The sequence below is a fragment of the Enterococcus sp. C74 genome, from assembly GCF_040887125.1.
GTDB lineage: Bacteria > Bacillota > Bacilli > Lactobacillales > Enterococcaceae > Enterococcus_B > Enterococcus_B hirae.
On the sequence record NZ_JBFOFA010000002.1, the window covers coordinates 200,758 to 218,773 of the forward strand.

General features: G+C 35.7%; 15 protein-coding genes and 1 riboswitch. Of the genes, 9 read left to right on the plus strand and 6 right to left on the minus strand.

Translation table 11 applies throughout. The annotated features are described in order from the left end of the window. Positions 1–68: 68 nt before the first annotated feature. The 8 genes from AB3H93_RS03745 (at position 69) to AB3H93_RS03780 (ending at position 8,333) form a co-directional block, all read left to right on the plus strand. The gene (locus AB3H93_RS03745) at positions 69–1,616 is read left to right on the plus strand and encodes a helix-turn-helix domain-containing protein (RefSeq protein WP_034698053.1); all 1,548 of its coding nucleotides are present in this window, start codon (positions 69–71) and stop codon (positions 1,614–1,616) included. A gap of 212 nt (positions 1,617–1,828) precedes the next feature. Further along, positions 1,829–2,392, plus strand: a complete 564-nt coding sequence (ahpC, locus tag AB3H93_RS03750; RefSeq protein WP_368020164.1) for an alkyl hydroperoxide reductase subunit C — start codon at positions 1,829–1,831, stop codon at positions 2,390–2,392. Positions 2,393–2,403: 11 nt separating this feature from the next. Beyond that, entirely contained in the window at positions 2,404–3,942 is a 1,539-nt protein-coding gene (gene ahpF, locus AB3H93_RS03755) for an alkyl hydroperoxide reductase subunit F (RefSeq protein WP_010719110.1), read from the plus strand. A gap of 148 nt (positions 3,943–4,090) precedes the next feature. Further along, the gene (locus tag AB3H93_RS03760; protein ID WP_010737628.1) at positions 4,091–4,438 is read left to right on the plus strand and encodes a DUF2200 domain-containing protein; all 348 of its coding nucleotides are present in this window, start codon (positions 4,091–4,093) and stop codon (positions 4,436–4,438) included. 70 nt (positions 4,439–4,508) lie between these two features. Next, positions 4,509–5,033 carry a DUF308 domain-containing protein gene (locus AB3H93_RS03765; RefSeq protein WP_053766849.1) on the plus strand — a complete coding sequence of 175 codons (525 nt, stop codon included), beginning with the start codon at positions 4,509–4,511 and terminating at the stop codon, positions 5,031–5,033. A 246-nt stretch (positions 5,034–5,279) separates the two neighbouring features. Next, a complete protein-coding gene (locus tag AB3H93_RS03770; protein ID WP_096709088.1) occupies positions 5,280–6,431 on the plus strand; it encodes a cation:proton antiporter in 1,152 nt (383 codons plus the stop codon). Between the two features lie 71 nt (positions 6,432–6,502). Beyond that, positions 6,503–6,955, plus strand: a complete 453-nt coding sequence (locus AB3H93_RS03775) for a MarR family transcriptional regulator (protein WP_063627145.1) — start codon at positions 6,503–6,505, stop codon at positions 6,953–6,955. Between the two features lie 175 nt (positions 6,956–7,130). Then, a complete protein-coding gene (locus AB3H93_RS03780) occupies positions 7,131–8,333 on the plus strand; it encodes an MFS transporter (protein ID WP_368020165.1) in 1,203 nt (400 codons plus the stop codon). Positions 8,334–8,446: 113 nt separating this feature from the next. On the opposite strand, the gene AB3H93_RS03785 is transcribed toward AB3H93_RS03780, so the two are convergent. The 4 genes from AB3H93_RS03785 to AB3H93_RS03800 all read right to left on the minus strand — a co-directional run bounded on the left by AB3H93_RS03785 (position 8,447) and on the right by AB3H93_RS03800 (position 14,111). Then, a complete protein-coding gene (locus tag AB3H93_RS03785) occupies positions 8,447–10,483 on the minus strand; it encodes a penicillin-binding transpeptidase domain-containing protein (protein ID WP_368020166.1) in 2,037 nt (678 codons plus the stop codon). Positions 10,484–10,604: 121 nt separating this feature from the next. Further along, on the minus strand, positions 10,605–11,486 hold the full coding sequence (locus AB3H93_RS03790; protein ID WP_010737634.1) for an LCP family protein: 882 nt from the start codon (positions 11,484–11,486) through the stop codon (positions 10,605–10,607). Positions 11,487–11,565: 79 nt separating this feature from the next. Beyond that, the gene (locus tag AB3H93_RS03795) at positions 11,566–12,759 is read right to left on the minus strand and encodes an FtsW/RodA/SpoVE family cell cycle protein (protein WP_034698076.1); all 1,194 of its coding nucleotides are present in this window, start codon (positions 12,757–12,759) and stop codon (positions 11,566–11,568) included. Between the two features lie 113 nt (positions 12,760–12,872). Beyond that, positions 12,873–13,038: riboswitch (M-box (ykoK) riboswitch) on the minus strand. 458 nt (positions 13,039–13,496) lie between these two features. Continuing rightward, complete coding sequence (locus AB3H93_RS03800; RefSeq protein WP_368020167.1) at positions 13,497–14,111, minus strand: flavin reductase family protein; 615 nt, start codon at positions 14,109–14,111, stop codon at positions 13,497–13,499. Between the two features lie 228 nt (positions 14,112–14,339). Between AB3H93_RS03800 and AB3H93_RS03805 the strand changes: the two genes are divergently transcribed. Continuing rightward, positions 14,340–15,110, plus strand: a complete 771-nt coding sequence (locus AB3H93_RS03805; RefSeq protein ID WP_368020168.1) for an ankyrin repeat domain-containing protein — start codon at positions 14,340–14,342, stop codon at positions 15,108–15,110. Positions 15,111–15,393: 283 nt separating this feature from the next. On the opposite strand, the gene AB3H93_RS03810 is transcribed toward AB3H93_RS03805, so the two are convergent. Together AB3H93_RS03810 and AB3H93_RS03815 are read right to left on the minus strand one after the other, a co-directional pair. Further along, on the minus strand, positions 15,394–15,867 hold the full coding sequence (locus AB3H93_RS03810; protein WP_368020169.1) for a YbaK/EbsC family protein: 474 nt from the start codon (positions 15,865–15,867) through the stop codon (positions 15,394–15,396). 200 nt (positions 15,868–16,067) lie between these two features. After that, positions 16,068–17,828 (minus strand): 1-deoxy-D-xylulose-5-phosphate synthase, encoded by a 1,761-nt coding sequence (locus AB3H93_RS03815; protein ID WP_368020170.1) that lies wholly within the window; start codon positions 17,826–17,828, stop codon positions 16,068–16,070. Positions 17,829–18,016: the final 188 nt, after the last annotated feature.

The window sequence follows — 18,016 nt, forward strand, 5'->3', positions numbered from 1 at the left end:
TGTTTTTTTGTTCAAAATAGCTAATTTTTTAGTAAAATGCTGGATGGAAAATCAAATGGAGGAATAACATGCAAACACAAGAAGCAATCAAAAAGTATCTTTTAAATAAAAAAAGTGTTACCAAGCTCAATATTTTTCTTTTTCTTGCAGAACACCCATTCTTCATTACCACTCACTACCTCGCTGATTATTTTGAGATGTCTGATTCTAATTTTTTGCTTTATCTCCAAGAATTAGAACAGGATTTTATGACACTTGATTTAGAAGATGTTTCTTTGATCAGGCAAAAGAAATTTGTCCAGTTAGATTTAAAGAATACAGATAGTGCAAAATGTTATTATGAATTATTTGGTAAATACTGTTTAGAATCGACAAATTTTAAAATTTTAACAGCCCTGTTAGAACCAACTGGTCATTCAATTGTTAGCATTAGTCAAACAACAAATTACAGCTCCTCTTATCTTTATTCCAAAATGAAAGCTGTCAATCAGTTCCTTAAATTGTATGGGATTGCATTTAAATTTACAGCTAAAGGAAAAAAAATCGTAGCAGGAACGGAAGTACAGATCCAGTATTGTTTTTTAGATGTTTATTGGAATATTTTTTCAAATACTTCTGTCCCCTATGGCATGGAAACCCCACAATCTATTACGTATGAACTAACAACTTATTTTAAACAAGAATTACTTGATGCCCTAAGTGGAGGGATGAAAGAGAAATTATTTTTACTATTAAAAATCTGTGTAGAGAACTTTCCAGTTACATCGTTGAAGAATGTCCAAAGAGAGTTTAAAGAATATGACTATATTGAATACTTGGTTACTCCAGAATTTGATTTGCTTAACGATCATTTATCTATTTGTCATGAACAGCGGGTTTTAATCAACCTGTTAGCAAGATTAGCGATCTCAAAACTAGAAAGTGACGAGCTTAGCTTTCAACATTACCAAATGTTACTAGAAGCTAATGTTCCTTACATCGTTTACTCTAAAAAGCTAGTGGAGTCTTTTAGCCGACACTTTCATTTAAAAGTACCAGTCAACCAACAAAAACTTTATGCCTTGAACTTTGCTCGAAATAAACTTTTCAGTACTTTTTTGAATCCTGATCAACCCAATACTCCTTTACCTACCTATACTTTATATGAAGGAAAAGAAAATTTTGAAAACTTACAAAATGAGATCAAACAATTCTACGTCACTTTTAGACAAAAAATCAGTAAAGAGCTGCCAGATCTATTGATCAAAGAAAATATGCAATGGATCGTTGAAGACTTACTTCATTTGTATGATCGCTTTAAACCTCAACATTCGATCGTTATAGGTATCAATTACACCAAGGATTTTTATGTGAGTAAAGATTTGATGGTCAAAATCGAGCAGATCTTTTCTTCCGAGTCGATCATCATCCAAAAAAATTATATGGAAGAATGTGATATCATCGTCAGTGACTGTCCCTTAGAGCATCTGCCGTCACACATCAAAAAAATCTATTTATTGGACAATTATGTAACACCGCAAGAATGGAAAAAAGTAATTACTCAAATTGCTGGATATATCTTTGAATTAAAACAAGAAAATGATTATACATCTTGCACACCATTTTCTAATAAATAATCCAATGCAGCCGTTCATGAAAAAATAGTCGACGAATCCTACTAAACAAAGGAAGCAGCCACTATTCCCATGTACGGCTTTTTCTATTGCACCTATAAATAACCTCCTATTTTTACGAGACATTCTTAAAATAACCAAAAAACCTTTGACTTTGCAACCGTTATTAAATTATATTAATTATAAATAAAGTGAAATAAATTGGAGGTTTTCATATGTCATTGATTGGAAAAAAAGTTGGAGAATTTACCGCACAAGCTTATAAAAAAGGAGAATTTATCGATATCAGCGATGCTAATCTTACTGGTAATTGGAGTATTATTTGCTTTTATCCAGCAGATTTCACTTTCGTATGTCCGACAGAATTAGAGGATTTACAGGAACAATACGATGAATTAAAATCACTAGGCGTCCAAGTCTTTTCTTGTTCAACGGATACCCACTTTACACATAAAGCATGGCATGACTCATCTGAAGCTATCGGAAAAATAGAATATGCCATGATTGGCGACCCTTCTCACCACATTTCTCGTCTATTTGATGTATTGAATGAAGAAAGTGGACTTGCACAAAGAGGAACTTTTATCATAGATCCAGATGGTATCGTACAAGCAATGGAAATCAATGCTGATGGTATTGGACGTGACGCAAGTGCCTTGATTGACAAAATCAAAGCCGCACAATACGTACGTACGCATCCTGGTGAAGTTTGTCCAGCGAAATGGAAAGAAAGTGGTGAAACACTAAAACCTAGTTTCGATCTTGTTGGAAAGATTTAGAGGATGAGCCGATGTTAGATAAGGAAACGAAACAAAATTTAGCTCAATATCTTGATTTAATGGAAGCACCAGTTGTTTTTTCGGTTAGTACAGATGACACAGCCAATTCCCAACAACTATTCGAGTTTGTGAACGAAGTGGCAGATATGACTGATAAAATTACGGTTGAACAAAAGACGTTGCCACGTACCCCTAGCTTTGAAATCAATTCTTTACAAAAGACTAGCGGGATCACTTTCGCAGGTATTCCTTTAGGCCACGAGTTTGCATCTTTCCTCCTTGCTTTATTACAAGTAAGTGGACGACCACCTAAAATAGCTGATACTTTGATTCAATCCATTTTAGAAATTAATCAACCTCTACATTTTGAGAGCTATGTCAGTTTAACTTGTCACAACTGCCCTGATGTTGTTCAAGCGTTAAACATTTTAGCGGTTTTAAATCCGTTGATCACCCATACGATGATCGAAGGTGGGATGTATCAGCATGAAATCACTGAAAAACAAATCATGGCCGTGCCAACCGTCTTTTTAAACGAAAAAGAATTTGCTAGTGGACGAATGACGATTGAACAAATTTTAGGAAAAATAGCTGGCCCGAATCTAATGGAACAAAAGGAAATCAATACAAAAGAATTATTTGACGTTCTAGTTATCGGTGGTGGTCCAGCAGCAAGCAGCGCAGCGATTTACGCAGCTAGAAAAGGACTCCGCACTGGACTCGTAACTAATACACTTGGCGGACAAGTCGTAGAAACGTTAGGCATCGAAAATCTAATCGGTACACCTTACACAGAAGGTCCACGATTGATGAAACAAGTCGAAGAACATTTACGGTCTTATCCTGTTGATGTTATGACAAATCAACAAGTTGTGTCACTAAACAAAGGAGCAGATCTCTTTGAAATCAATTTAAAAAGCGGCAATCAGCTGAAATCAAAAACAACGATTGTTGCAACAGGAGCTCATTGGCGTTCAATCAATGTTCCTGGTGAAAAAGAATTTAAAAACAAAGGAATTGCCTATTGTCCTCATTGCGATGGTCCCCTCTTTGCCGGAAAAGAAATCGCAGTGATTGGTGGCGGAAATTCAGGGATTGAAGCTGCCATTGATTTAGCTGGGTTGGCGAAACATGTATATATTTTAGAGTTTCTTCCGACACTTAAAGCAGACCAAGTATTACAAGATAAACTAGCTACTTTAACAAATGTCACTGTCATTCTAAATGCCCAGACGAAAGACATCAGTGGTCAGACAAAGGTTGATTCGTTGAGTTATATCGACCGTTCCACCCAGGAAGAACACACAATAGCTGTTTCAGGTGTGTTTATTCTGATTGGTTTGGTTCCTAATACGGATTGGTTAGTTGGAACACTTGAGTTAAATGATCGAGGAGAAATCATCACTGATGCCCATGGTGCTACCAGTGAAGCAGGACTTTACGCTGCTGGTGATTGCACAGATAGTGCTTATAAACAGATCATTATTGCTATGGGTTCGGGTGCTACAGCAGCCCTTGGTGCATTTGACTATTTGATGAGAAAAGAATAACTTTGCTACAAATCTCAAATGGTTAAGACAAGTTTATTCATCAACTTGCCTTAGCCTTTTATTTATTCTTTTTTTACAATTGCGATAAGTACACATTTATTGAACAAACGAATATAATAAAAGAAAACTTATCGTAGGAGGTGCTATCATGAATCAACGAATTTTCACCATGAGTTTCTCAAGTGTCTACCCTCTCTATGTAAAAAAAGCTGAGAAAAAAGGACACTCTCGGTCAGAAGTGGATGAAATCATCCGCTGGTTGACTGGTTATACCGAAGAAGAATTACAAAAACAACTGAAAAATGAAGTAACGTTCCAAGTATTCTTTGAACAAGCACCCAAACTGAATCCAAACAGACAGTTGATAACTGGGGTGATTTGTGGTGTGCGAGTGGAAACGATCAAAGACCCACTGATGCAGGAAATACGTTATTTAGATAAGCTAATTGATGAACTTGCAAAAGGCAAGAAAATGGATAAAATATTAAGAAGCTAAATAAAAAAACAGTTTTTTGTTTGGTAGAATAACCGTTTACCGTTACAATAGAATAAAAGGAGGTTATGTTATGTTTGAAATGATACGTACTAATTTTCAGCGTTACGCATTGCTAAGGTCAGCCATTTACATCATTGCCGGACTTGCAATTGTGATCAATCCGACAGCTGTATTCCATTTTATTGGCTACCTCATTACAGCGTATTTTGTTTTATTGGGGATTTTGAATCTTTTAGAAGCAAATAAAAACCGAAAACAAACGGGTGCATGGGGATTTGGTTTAATTAGCGGGATTGCATTTTTTATTCTCGCACTAATCGTGTGGGTCTTTGCAGCAGCAATCGTCTCGCTCTTACCAGTTATCTTAGGTTTAGTTATTATCCTAAAAAGTCTCTTTCAATTATTCGTCGGACTTAACACCCGTTCGAAAGGTTGGAGTGCTTATAGTATTCTCTTATTGATTGGTGGTTTGATTTTATTATTCAATCCATTCAAAAGCGTCATGATACTCTTCCAATTATTTGGTGGGCTATTAATTTTCATGGGTATCTCAGAAATCATTACCTATTTCAAAGTGAACAAGAGATATTCTTAAGGAAAAAAGAGGTTGCATGTGTATTAGTTTGCTTAACTAGAAGATAGAAAAAGCTAATTTTCTAAAAGCTTTTCATTTCTAAGAGTAAAACTTTCTGAATGCTGCCTCTTTTTATTTGCTCTTAAAAATTTTTCATTTTCGAGTCTCTTTTTGCAGTTTTCTAGATAATCTCTTTTCACCACAAATAAAATAATTAATGTTATTATATATTTGAGACTATTGAATAAAGAAAGGTTTGACTATCTTATGGAGTTTATTGGTATTTTATGTTTAATCCTTGTTGCAACTACAATTGGTTCGCATATTTCGAGAAGATTTGGAATTCCGGCTGTTATTGGACAATTGTTAGTTGGTGTATTACTAGGACAAGCAGGACTTGGCTGGGTTCATCCTAATATTTTAGTTCATGATTTTTCTGAAATTGGTGTCATTTTGCTGATGTTCTTAGCAGGTTTGGAAAGTGATTTATCCTTATTGAAAAAATATTTTAAACCAGGAATGTTTGTAGCACTTTTAGGAATCCTCTTCCCTGTCTTTTTCGGTTGGCTTACCGGTGAGGTGTTTCAGGTAGCGAACAATGAAGCAATCTTTTTTGGAATTATTTTAGCTGCGACTTCTGTTAGTATCTCTGTCGAAGTATTAAAAGAATTGAATGTTGTGAATACGAAGGAAGGATCAACGATTCTAGGTGCCTCTGTTGTTGATGATATTCTGGTTGTTCTAGTGCTAAGCTTCAGTTTATCTTTTTTAACAGGTAAGTCTACGAGCAACCTACCCCTTCCTTTACTCTTGTTGGAACAACTATTCTATTTCTTATTTATCTTTTTATTAGTGAAATGGATTGCTCCATTTTTAATGTCGCTAGCAGAAAAAATCTATGCGAATTCAGCCATTATCATTATGTCATTAGTCATTTGCCTAGGAATGTCTTATTTAGCAGACCTGATTGGGTTAAGTTCAGTAATTGGGGCATTTTTTGCTGGGATTGCAGTGAGTCAAACAAAAGTAAAACATGAAGTTTACAATAATGTTGAAGCTTTAGGATATGCAGTATTCATCCCCGTCTTTTTTGTGAGTGTTGGTTTAGAAGTAGATTTTTCTAACTTTAGTGAACAGATACTATTTATTTTGATTTTGACACTCGTAGCGATTCTGACTAAACTTATTGGCGGATATATTGGAGCAAAATTCTCTGGTTTTTCTTCCAACAGTGCACTCATGGTAGGAGCTGGTATGATTTCTCGTGGTGAAATGGCACTGATTATTTTACAGATCGGACAACAAAGCAACTTGATTGAAAATCACTACTACTCTCCTTTAGTGATCGTTGTTTTGTTAAGTACTCTGATCTCACCTCTGATTCTTAAATATTTCACTAAAAAAGTATACGCCAATTAACTTACTATCTATCAATGAATGTTGTGATGATAATGTCCATTCGTTATACTAGAGAAAAAGGACGGTGAAAAATGGACTCAAGACTTAAATTGATTAGTGAGATGGTCGATCTGACTAACGAGATCACTTGGCGTAATAAACCAAAATTAGAACAAGTACTCGAAGGCTATTCTTTAAATGAGATCGACTTAATCGAAAAAGTAGCATCAATTCCAAATCCAAATGTAACCAAATTAGCAAATGCTAGTTACATGACTCGTGGAGCGATTAGTAAGCTAACTAAAAAAATGATCACTAACGGCTTACTTGAAAGCTATCAGAAACCTGAAAATAAAAAAGAGCGTTACTTTCGCCTGACAGCTGAAGGTCAGCGTATTAACAAAATGCATCAAAAGCTCCATGAAGAATTTCTTAAAGAAAATGAGGTCGTTTTTCAACAAATGACTAAGGAAGAGTTTGATACTGTTTTTCGTTTTATCGGTCGCTTTAGAGAAAATTTAAAAAGAACAAAACTAGAAAAATAAAGTGCATGTGTAATCAACCGTGATCTTAAGATCACGGTTGATTTTTTGCTCTCTGCTTCGTTAGATTTCATTCTTCTATCGTAGTATCTCTCTGTTTATTGTTGACAAGGAAACAATAAACGTATACCATATAAAATGTTTCCTAGGAAACATTTTATAGCTAAGGAGTTTTGATATGAATACAACAATCAACAAACATGCACTCGTTTTTGGTTTCACTTCGGTCTTTTTGATTGGATTAGGGTTAACAATCGTTAATCCGGTTATCCCATTTATGGTAGAGCAATACACAAAAAACACACAGCAACAAGCAACCACGGTGACACTACTCAGTGCGATCTATGCTTTTTCCATGTTTTTAGCCGCCCCTATGTTAGGCGCACTCAGTGATCGGTTTGGTCGGAAAATTATTTTGATCAGTAGTTTGTTTGGCTCTGCGATTGGGTACTATTTATTTGGCTTTGGTGGAGCTTTATGGATACTTTTTCTTGGTAGAATAATTGAGGGGTTAACCGGCGGCGAAATCTCAGCTATTCTTGCCTATTTTGCTGATTTGACACCCATTGAAAGTCGAACAAAATATTTTGGATGGATTAGCGCGACTGTTGGGATTGGAACTGCAGCAGGTCCTTTGATTGGTGGGTTCTTGGCACAGTACGGACCAGCAACTCCCTTATACGTTGCCTCCTTTTTGTCTTTGAGTAATGCGGTTTACGGTTATTTTTTCATGCCTGAAAGTTTGACTAAACGTGAACGTACAAGAAATCTTTCTCTTCAGCAAATCAATCCCTTCAAGCAACTCCAATTGGTTTTCACTTTTCGATCAGTCAAATGGTTATTGATCACAGGTTTTTTGATTTGGCTACCCAACGGTTCGTTCCAAGCGATTTTTGCTCAATTTTCAATTGATACTTTCCATTTATCGCCAATCATCATCGGTTTTACTTTCTCGTTAATTGGCATTATGGACATTATTGCTCAACTGTTGATTATGCCAATTTTATTAAAATTTTGGCGAGAAAACCAGATCATCACTATGGGTATTACCAGTGAAATGATTGGTTATTCTGTCATCATCCTTTCCGTTTTTTATAGATCGATCTCCTGCTTTATCATCGGCATGGTCTTTTTCGGGCTAGGTGATGCGATTTTTAGTCCTTCCTACAATGGTTTGATTTCAACGTATGCTAGCAAAGAGGACCAAGGGAAAATCCAAGGGGCTTCACAAAGCATCCAAGCATTAGCTAGAGTGATCGGTCCGATGATTGGTGGTCAACTATATGCTACTTTCCATCATACGATGCCATTCATTATTGGATTCATTTTATTAGGTTTAGCTACTTTTATCGTTAAACCAAAAGTAAAAAGATCATTCTAAAGCATCCCTATATAAAAAAACTAATCGAGTGACTGTAGTATTCTAAATAATTTAGGTTTCCTAGCCCAAATGTAAGTAGTGACTACAGTCATTGATTAGTTTTATTCATTCGTCTATTGATAGTTTTGATTCAAGTATTGGAGCAACTCAGGTGCACGTTTCGTTGCAGAATCACCTTCTGCTTTATCTTCTAACATGCTGATCATGAGATAACCATTTGTATCAGGATTCACAGCAAATAGGAAGCTATTTTCTTGTCCTTTTTCATCTTGTTTTTCTTTGATTTCCGCTGTACCAGTTTTTGCTGCTATTGGTATGCCTAAAGCAGCTAAAGAATGAGCGGTACCATTCGTATCTTGAACAACATCTTTCAAATCTGGCAGAATCGTCTGTACAGCTGTTGAAGCAATGACATTTTGTTTAACTTTCGTTTCTTTATCCATCTCTAATTTTGGATAAACGAGATTTCCATTATTAGCAAAAACAGAATACATCGTTGCTTGTTGGATCGGATTGATCAATAGTTCTCCCTGTCCATAACCAGTATCTGCTAATAAGATTTCTGACTTAAAACTATCCTTATTTGAGATTTGTGCGGGATTCATGCTGATCGGCAAATCTAAGTCTTCCCCAAAAATGAATTTATTTAAGCCTTCGCGGAATTTCTTCTCACCCATTTTCAAGGTTTCTTGAGCCATATAGATATTATCTGAATAAATCATTGCGTTTCTCAGATTGACTTGAGGCACATCGCTGACACGAGTAACTTGATACGATCCCCATGATTGGTCTTTTTGCCATTTCAATCCATTGATCGTCAATACTTCGTCTGGATTCAGCGTTTGATTATCTAATCCGATTGCGGCAGTAATCATTTTAAATGTAGATCCGGGAGCGTAACCGGTAGCAAAACGACTAATAAATGGTTGATCTTTATTTTCCGTATAGGCTTGATAATCTTCTTGAGAGATTCCATTTGTCATTTTGTTTGGATCATAACTTGGAGAGCTCGCTAATACTAACAACTCACCCGTTTTTGGCGAAGTCGCTACTGTTGAACCCGCTTTTCCACCTAAACTATCAAATGCGATTTTTTGAGCATCGGCATCAAGAGTTAATTTGATATCCTGACCATTTTTAACTTCTTGATCGATCAATACTTCTTTTTCTGTCCCATCAGCATCCGTAATACTCAATTTCCCCCCATTGGTGCCACGTAGTTCTTTGTCATAAGTCATTTCCAGACCAGAACGACCAATTTTACCATTACTACTTAATTCAGCATTCTTTTTGATATCTTCTGCTGAGATATCACCAACATAACCAATCAATTGCGCTGCTGCTTCGCCTAACGGATAGGTGCGACCATCAACTTCTTGGATCGCTGCTCCGCCTGGTAATTCGGGGGTTTGTCCATCAATGATTTTTAGAGGAACAAAATAGTCCGGTTGTACCCAGCTTTGAGAGATAGCTTGATTGATTTCATCTTCTGAAAGATCAAAAGCTGCAGCAATTGCTTTGATGTTTGCTGTTTTTTCTTCTTTTTCTCCTAGCTTTCTAGGAACGATCCCTAACTGTTTCAATTTGCCCGTCGTTGCTAATTTCTTTCCATTTCGATCAAGGATATCGCCTCTTTTAGCTTCCTCACTAGTCAGACTTACTTTGTCCGTATCTTCCATTTGAGGAAAAATCAAGTTAGGCTGCCAGTTGATTTTGATCTGATCATTTTTATTTGTCAAAGTTCCTTTATATGATAGGTCTTTTAATTCGCCTAAGCTTGTATTCATTTTAGCTTTATAAGAAAAAGAATAGGTTTCACTATCTTTTTTCGTCACTTTTAAATTAGAGATTTCCAAGCCTTTTATGGCCACAGCTCCGTAAATGTTTTGGTATTTTTCAAGAGCTTCTTTTTCAGAAATTGTCTTCTTAGTCTGTGAATCAATTTGTGTGTATGACATCGCCTTTTTGTAATCGCCAGTACTCAAACGTTCCGCAAACTGTTGGATCGTTTTTTCTCCTGCTGAAACCACTTGCTCTTCTTGCGTTTTTTGATAGTAAAAATACCCGCCACCAGCCGCAAGAACTAAAACAAGGGCGCTTGTTAGATAAACACCAGTCTTGTTCCTACGATGATTGTCACTTCGTTTCATTTTGTCCCTCCGCTCACATTTTCTTATCTTAACTTCTATCCATTTTACCATAAGAAAAGAAGCTAGAACACAACGACAATCGCTTGTTTCTAACTTCTTACACTTTAAATAAAATGTAAATCTATTGGTCTAAAAACTGATTGATTGCTAATTGATTTTTTTCTAAATCAAGTTCTAGTACACTACCAGAAGGTGTGTAATCATTAAAATTCCAACTACCTTCAACTGGTACAGATAACGTATCAATTGGTTTGTCATCTTTTAAGAAATCAATACCACAATCAATTAATACACTTTCAGGTAAATTCGTTTTAATACTTCCCAAGAGTTGACCGATTGCTTTTGGTAATTTAAGGATGGAAGTCACATCTTTTAATTGCTTAGAAATTGCTTTGATCACTTGTTGTTGTCTTCTGATCCGTCCAAAATCTCCTTCAGCATCTTCTCTAAAACGCGCATATTGCAATAAGGTATTCCCATCCATCGTTTGTTCACCTTTTTTGATGTATACACCATCCAAGTCTAAATCTTTCTCAGCATTGATATCTACACCGTTAGGGAATAGCTCATTGACACAATCAATGAAATCTTGGAAGGTGATACTTGCATAATAAGGTGTTTCAAATTTGAAATTTTCTTTCAATGTTTGGTTCAAAAGATCAATCCCGCCATATGAATAAGCTGCGTTGATTTTATCTTGACCATGCCCAGGTATATCTACATAAGAATCACGCATAATCGAAACCAATTTTGCTTTTTTAGTTTTTTGATTATACTGAGCAATCATCAAAGAATCTGAACGTCCATTTTCTTCTTTCGACCGGGCATCAGAGCCAATCAATGCCACATTGATAATCTTAGGAACACTTTTGGCTTCTACTTTTGGTACATCGTCTGCTCGACTCGTTGAAGAATAACCATGAACAAACTCAAAAGAAAAATAGCCGATGACAATGACGACTGCCGTCAATAGACCTAAAATCACTTTTTGAAATGTTTTCATTTTCGATTCCTCTTTCTAACCGAACCTCTTACTTGAAATATAGCCATTTTTTTATTATGATAGTCCAATTGAGAGATTCTTAATTGTTCTTGTTTAACAGTTCAGGTTTCTTGAGTTGTAACCTCTCAACCTGCTTATTTTTCTCTTTCACTTGTCGAGACGAGATATTCAAAGCTAATCCAATAGCAAAAGACAAGATTAAATAGCTTGTTCCTCCGTAGCTGACAAATGGCAATGGTACACCTGTCATTGGAATTAAACCAAGGATGCTTCCAATATTGATACTTGTCTGAACGAGTATCCATGTCCCTACACCAATTAAGATCAAAGTTGCCTGTTGGTTCTTTTGTTTCGTACTCTTTTGGAAGATTCGCATACATAATAAGAAAAGCAAAAACAAAACAAGTAATGCGCCTATCAACCCAAACTCCTCAGCAATGACTGAGAAAATAAAATCTGTTTCGGATTCAGGGAGATAACCTTTTTTAGTAATACTATTCCCCATTCCTCGACCAAATAGGCCACCGTTGTATAGTGCATAGTAAGAGTTACTCATCTGGTATCCTGCACCATGTTCATCTAAAAAAGGATTATGAACCATTGCGATTCGGTCATAAGCGTGTTCAAAAAATGAAGGTAACAAATGATGCTTTTCAAGTAGTAAAACTAAGCCAGCTACTAAGATCAAGCTAGCAATCGCTGCTCCGATAATTATCAGCCCTTTTTTAATGGGAATAGCTGCAGCCCAAAAGATAGCTCCAGCAATAGCTAAAATCATCAGTGCTCCCGCAATTTTAGGTTGAAACAAAACAAGCACGGCAATTCCGCCCACAATCAACACTGGTATATGAAGTTTCTCAGGAACACTGCGGTCATTTCTAAAAAAACGACTTAAATATAAAATCAAAAAAATGGTTGCGATTTCTGACGGTTGAAACTGGATTCCAGCGATTGAAACCCACCGCTGGGCACCATTAACTGTTACAGCAAAAATCCCGAGTTTCATCATCGCTAATAATAAGCCCGATACAATCAATCCAGCTTTTATTATTCTTGGTTTCAGTAGAACTTGTAATCTGATGGAATAGGTCAATACAATTACGCCCCAACTAAGAATAATAAACAAAAATTGCCGAATAAATAAGCTTTTAGGATCACTTCCTGCTACCAATAAACGATAGGAACTAGCACTATATATCTCTAAAAGACCGACAATTGACAAAGCCAAATAAGGGCCTAAAATCAACCAGTCGATCTTTCTGTTTTTCCACATCGCATATCCCCCTCCTCTTACACAAGTTAGGCGAACACGAGCAGTTAAATATAGAATCAGTTATAGAATATAAGAAAAGGTCAGAAACCTTTTCGAACAAGAATTCTGACCTAGCATCATCTCATCGTCCGAGTTTTAGCACTATACAACGTAAAGAAACACTCTTAGCTATTTGAAAAAGCCTTAATCCGACAATTCCTGTTTGACTCATTGGCGTCTTTCGACGTTTCTGAGCAATAGCATATGTTTGTATAGGAGCCTCACCTAACAAGGTTATTACTATTTTTATTTTTTACAGAGTTAATAGTAAGCTTCTTTAACTATTTTAGCAATCATTTATTTGATAAAAAAACAAAATTAATCAATCTTTAATATATTTCCCCTTTTTAGGAAGTCGTTTAATATGAAAATCCTTTGCTAACTTAATTGATTTTTCTGTTTTAATTTTCTCGTTTTCACTTTTCGGAATAAATTATCAAGTTATCTTAACATTTACATACCAGTTTATCCATGCACCAGAAATCCTCATATCTGCCTTTTTACTTGTATATTTCAAATAAAACTTTAAATCATTCGGTTTACCTAAAAAAACTTTATTGTTTTTTATAACTAAACAATGTTTTAGCTAAATTTTATTTCTTACTCCATTCATGAAAGAAATGAACTTACGCCAATATTATAATAATATTTTTAGGATTATACATCCTCTAAAAATAACATATTTATCGTCATGTGGTTCACTTTGGCCTAGGGATGGTAAAGATTTTCCCTAAGGTTGCATAATCATTCCCTGCTAATCGACTAACTGGTTGTAGTTTCTTGGGATTGATCTTCCCAGATACTGGATCATATACCTCTTCATTTAATTGATACGTATGGATTTTTAATAAAAAAAGATCGGCAGTAACTTCTTGCTCATTTTTAATTTCGAGATGGTCATATAAATCCGTTTCAAAAACAATTTTTGACTCATTGATTGGTGGAATTGAACCATTCCTATTTATTTTCGTAGTCAAGTTAGTCAAGGTTAGTTCACTTTCTTCTTGCGGAAGAGTTGCTGCTGTTTTATTGACCTCCACCACATTTTGCTCATCTAAAACTTGGATAATTGCTTCTTTCCTTATTAAGATATTTTTAGCAGTATCTTTCATCTGCTCATTTTTTCTTTGGACAGCTAACGAAACGATGGGTGGATTTGAACTAACGATATTAAAATAGCTGAATGGCGCAATGTTTAAGTTCCCTTTCTCAGTTAATGTTGAAACAACAGCTACTGGTCTGGGAATAATTGAACCAATCAGTAATTTATAATTTTTTCTTTCTGTTAATTGAGATGACAAACGTGTAAACATCTACTCCCCTACTTTCATTTGACAGAATCAAAAGCTGTTCTCCTGTCTAGATTTAGTCAGACACTATTTTTTACTATCTATCATTGTTCTTTTTTTGTCAAGAATCCGTCTTGGAAGCGTTACTTATTACGTTTTTGCCTCTATATAAAGAGCTGTGCATTGTTTAGCAAGTATTTATTTTGCTGTTTATGGCTATTTCAACTAAAATAATATTGAGGAGGCGTTTTCATGAAACCTTATTCAATCCTATGGTTATTCCCTACGTTATTGGTATTTGCAGGATGTGCCGATCATTCCTCTCAATCAAATGGTACTAATACTAGCACGAATTCGATTGTTTTGGATTCTACAACTTCTGCGCCTTTACCAACTAATCCCAACCATCCATCAAAGGAGGAAACACCAATGTCAATTGCTCCAGGTCGCTTGTTACAAGCTGTTAGTGCCGAGGATTTAAATCTAGTTCAAACGTTGTTAGACCAATCAACTGCGATGATTGATGAACAAAATGAAAAAGGAGAATCCCCATTATTGATTGCTGTCCACCATAATATGATCGATATTGCAAAAATCCTCATTGATCACGGTGCGAACATCAACTTACAAGATCATATTCAAGATAGCCCTTACTTATATGCTGGCGCACAAGGAAAAACTGAGATTCTTGCTTATATGCTTGAAAATAGTGAACCTGATCAGTCGATCGTTAACCGTTTTGGTGGTAATGCATTGATACCAGCTGCCGAAAAAGGACATTTAGCCAACGTCAAACTTTTGCTAACTGATGGTCGTGTTGATATTGACCATCAAAATCATTATGGCTATACTGCCTTGATTGAAGCTGTGGCTTTGCGAGATGGCTCAAAGATCTACCAAGACATCGTCCGAGAATTATTGGCTCATGGTGCAAATAAAGAATTGCGTGATAATCAAGGGAAAACTGCCGAAGATTATGCCAGAGAATTAGGATATGATCAACTATTATCTCAATTAACTTGATTACAGGCTAAAAAATAATTTCCAAATAAAAAAGCTGATGATCGATGTTTTATAACAAAATGACACTTTTGTTTATAGCTTAGACATTTGCTTTTTTGTTTTACTTTCACGATCGTCTCATCGTTTTTGTCTGAACCATGTTCGATTTACTTTCTGATCAGCTAAGCTTTTTGATATGGAATGTCACATCTGCGACTTTACTCATACGCAGTTTTTCTATCACGAAACCTTCGTTAAACAAAAGATTTCACTTAAGATGAGCCTGTTTCATTATGGTTACAGGTCACTCCCCTGCTGGTAATACATACGTTTTTATTTCTAATATTTGAATGATCTTATCTAAATCAGCCACTTTGACTACCATGGTTTGATCAGGTCTACCAGGTGCAAATACTAATTTTTCCTGAGCGAATATTTCTTCATCAATAATGACAGGAACAGATGATTCATAACCAAATGGTGAAACAGCACCTGGCTTTTGTCCCGTTTCCGCTTCCATTTCTTCAGCCGTAACAACTGACACTCTTTTACCAATCAGTTTGCTTAATTTTTTAAAGTCGCTTCTTTTAGTCGTGAAGGTTAAAAAAATATAGCGATTGTTTTGTTTATCTTTTAGATACAAGCTCTTCGTCTCAGTACCACTAAACCCTTGTTCCTCTTTTACAACTAACGCATCCTCATTGGTAAAAATTGGGCGATGGCGATAAAGTTCAAACGCAATCTGGTTTTGTGTAAATATTTCTTGCAAATCAATCAAAAAAATACCTCCTTAAAAATAGATTATTTCTTTACTTTTCTATTTTATGGGATTTTTATCGATAAAAGCAATATTTATTTCATTACTCGTTTGGTTTATCCCTAACTGTGTTTACATAATATAAATATAGTATATTTAATCCAGATTTCTTAAAAAACAGAGTAAATTCGTTTGATATCACGAATTTACTCTATTTTTTTCTATTGATTTAAACTGCTAAGACTATCTGCTACGATTTGTTTTGGTGTCAAATGATAACGTTCATACAATGTTTGAACAGGTACACTATCAGTAAACTCTTTTTGAGAACCAAAGTTTAGAACTTGGATTGCTGAATCTCCATAATAACGACTGATTTTTTCACCAAATCCGCCCGAAAGACTACCATCTTCTAAAGTGATAATCAATTGGTGATTTTCTTTTAATTCTTCTAAAGTTTCATGATCAAGTTCGGTGATCGTTCCAGGGTTAATCAATGTGCCTGAAATCCCCTGATTCGCAAATTCTTCTAAAGCTTGTTTACCTAATTCAAGGAAGCCACCTAGTGCTAAGATCGCAACTTTATCTCCAGCAACCAGACGTTGGTATCTTGGAATAGCGTAGTCTTCTGCGATCGCTTCACCAGATGTCACACCATGAGCAGGGATTCTAATAGCAACCGGTGAATCGGTTTGTGATAAACTCCAATCCAACATCGATAGTAAGTCTTCCTTCGTAGCTGGCGCTAGATATTTAATATTAGGAATACTTGAAAGATAAGGAATATCAAAAGTCCCTTGGTGAGTACGATCACTTCCTGAGATGCTTGCTCCTCCAATTAGAATGACTACTGGATTTTCGTTGATCGCTAAATCATGAGATAATTGATCATATGCTCGTTGTAAAAACACACTTGAATGGAATACCACAGGTCGAATCCCTTGAGATGCTAAAGCAGAAGCAAATGTGATCGAATGTTGTTCTGCAATCCCCACATCAAAGTAGTGTTCTGGATGTTTTTTTTGAAATTCCTTTAAGCCAAACATTCCTGGAATCGCAGCATTCACAGCCACGATAGGCGTTGCACTTGTTTTCGTTTTTTCATCAAGATAGTTCATCATTATTTGATTAAAACTTTCACTAGTAGGAGCATTTTTCGCTTCGCCTGTTTCTAAATCAAACGGTACATGCCAATGATATTTCATTTTGTTTTCGACGGCTGGCTCATAGCCATGACCTTTTTCGGTGTGAATATGTAAAACGATTGGATGGTCAATGTCTTTAATTTCTCTGAAAACCTCAATTACTGTTTCTAAATCATTACCATCCGCAATGTAGCGATAATCATACCCCATCGCTTTAAATAAATTATCATTACTTGTCCCATTGCTTTCACGAAGCTCTGCTAAATGACGATATAAACTTCCCTGATTCTCATCAATGGACATTTCATTGTCATTCACTAAAACGATCAAATTAGAATTGATTGTTCCACCATTATTCAAACCTTCAAAAGCTAAGCCTCCACTTAAGGAACCATCCCCGATAAAAGCAATGATATTTCCTTTCTCCTGTTTCAAATCACGGGCTTTTGCAAGACCAACCGCTAAACTGATAGAAGTTGAAGTATGCCCCACAGTAAAATAATCATGTTCACTTTCATGTTGATTGGAATAGCCACTAATTTCGTGGTAGCTTCCCTCCTCAAATCCATTTTTACGACCAGTTAATAACTTATGTCCATAAGATTGATGGGAAACGTCCCAAACAATTTTATCCTTGGGCGAGTCAAACACATGGTGGAAAGCAATTGTTAATTCCACGACACCCAAATTTGGGCCGACATGTCCTCCGATCGCACTATTTTTTTGTAAAATCTTTTCTCTCATTTCTGTAGCTAATTCAGACATTTCGTCTATCGTTAGTTTTTTTACCTCTGTTGGACCATTGATTTGGTCTAAGATGTTTGTCTTTATACTCACTATTCTCTCTCCTTTTGCAATAACATGTCCGAAAAGAATAACTCATTTCGGTCTTACTAATTGTTACCACAAAAGATATTGTACTACTTGGAGTCAACTCTAAGTCAAGAGGATTTTGAGTAAAACTTCACAATAACAATGATATTTTTATTCTAAACAGCTTACCACGAATAAACTTTACTAACTGG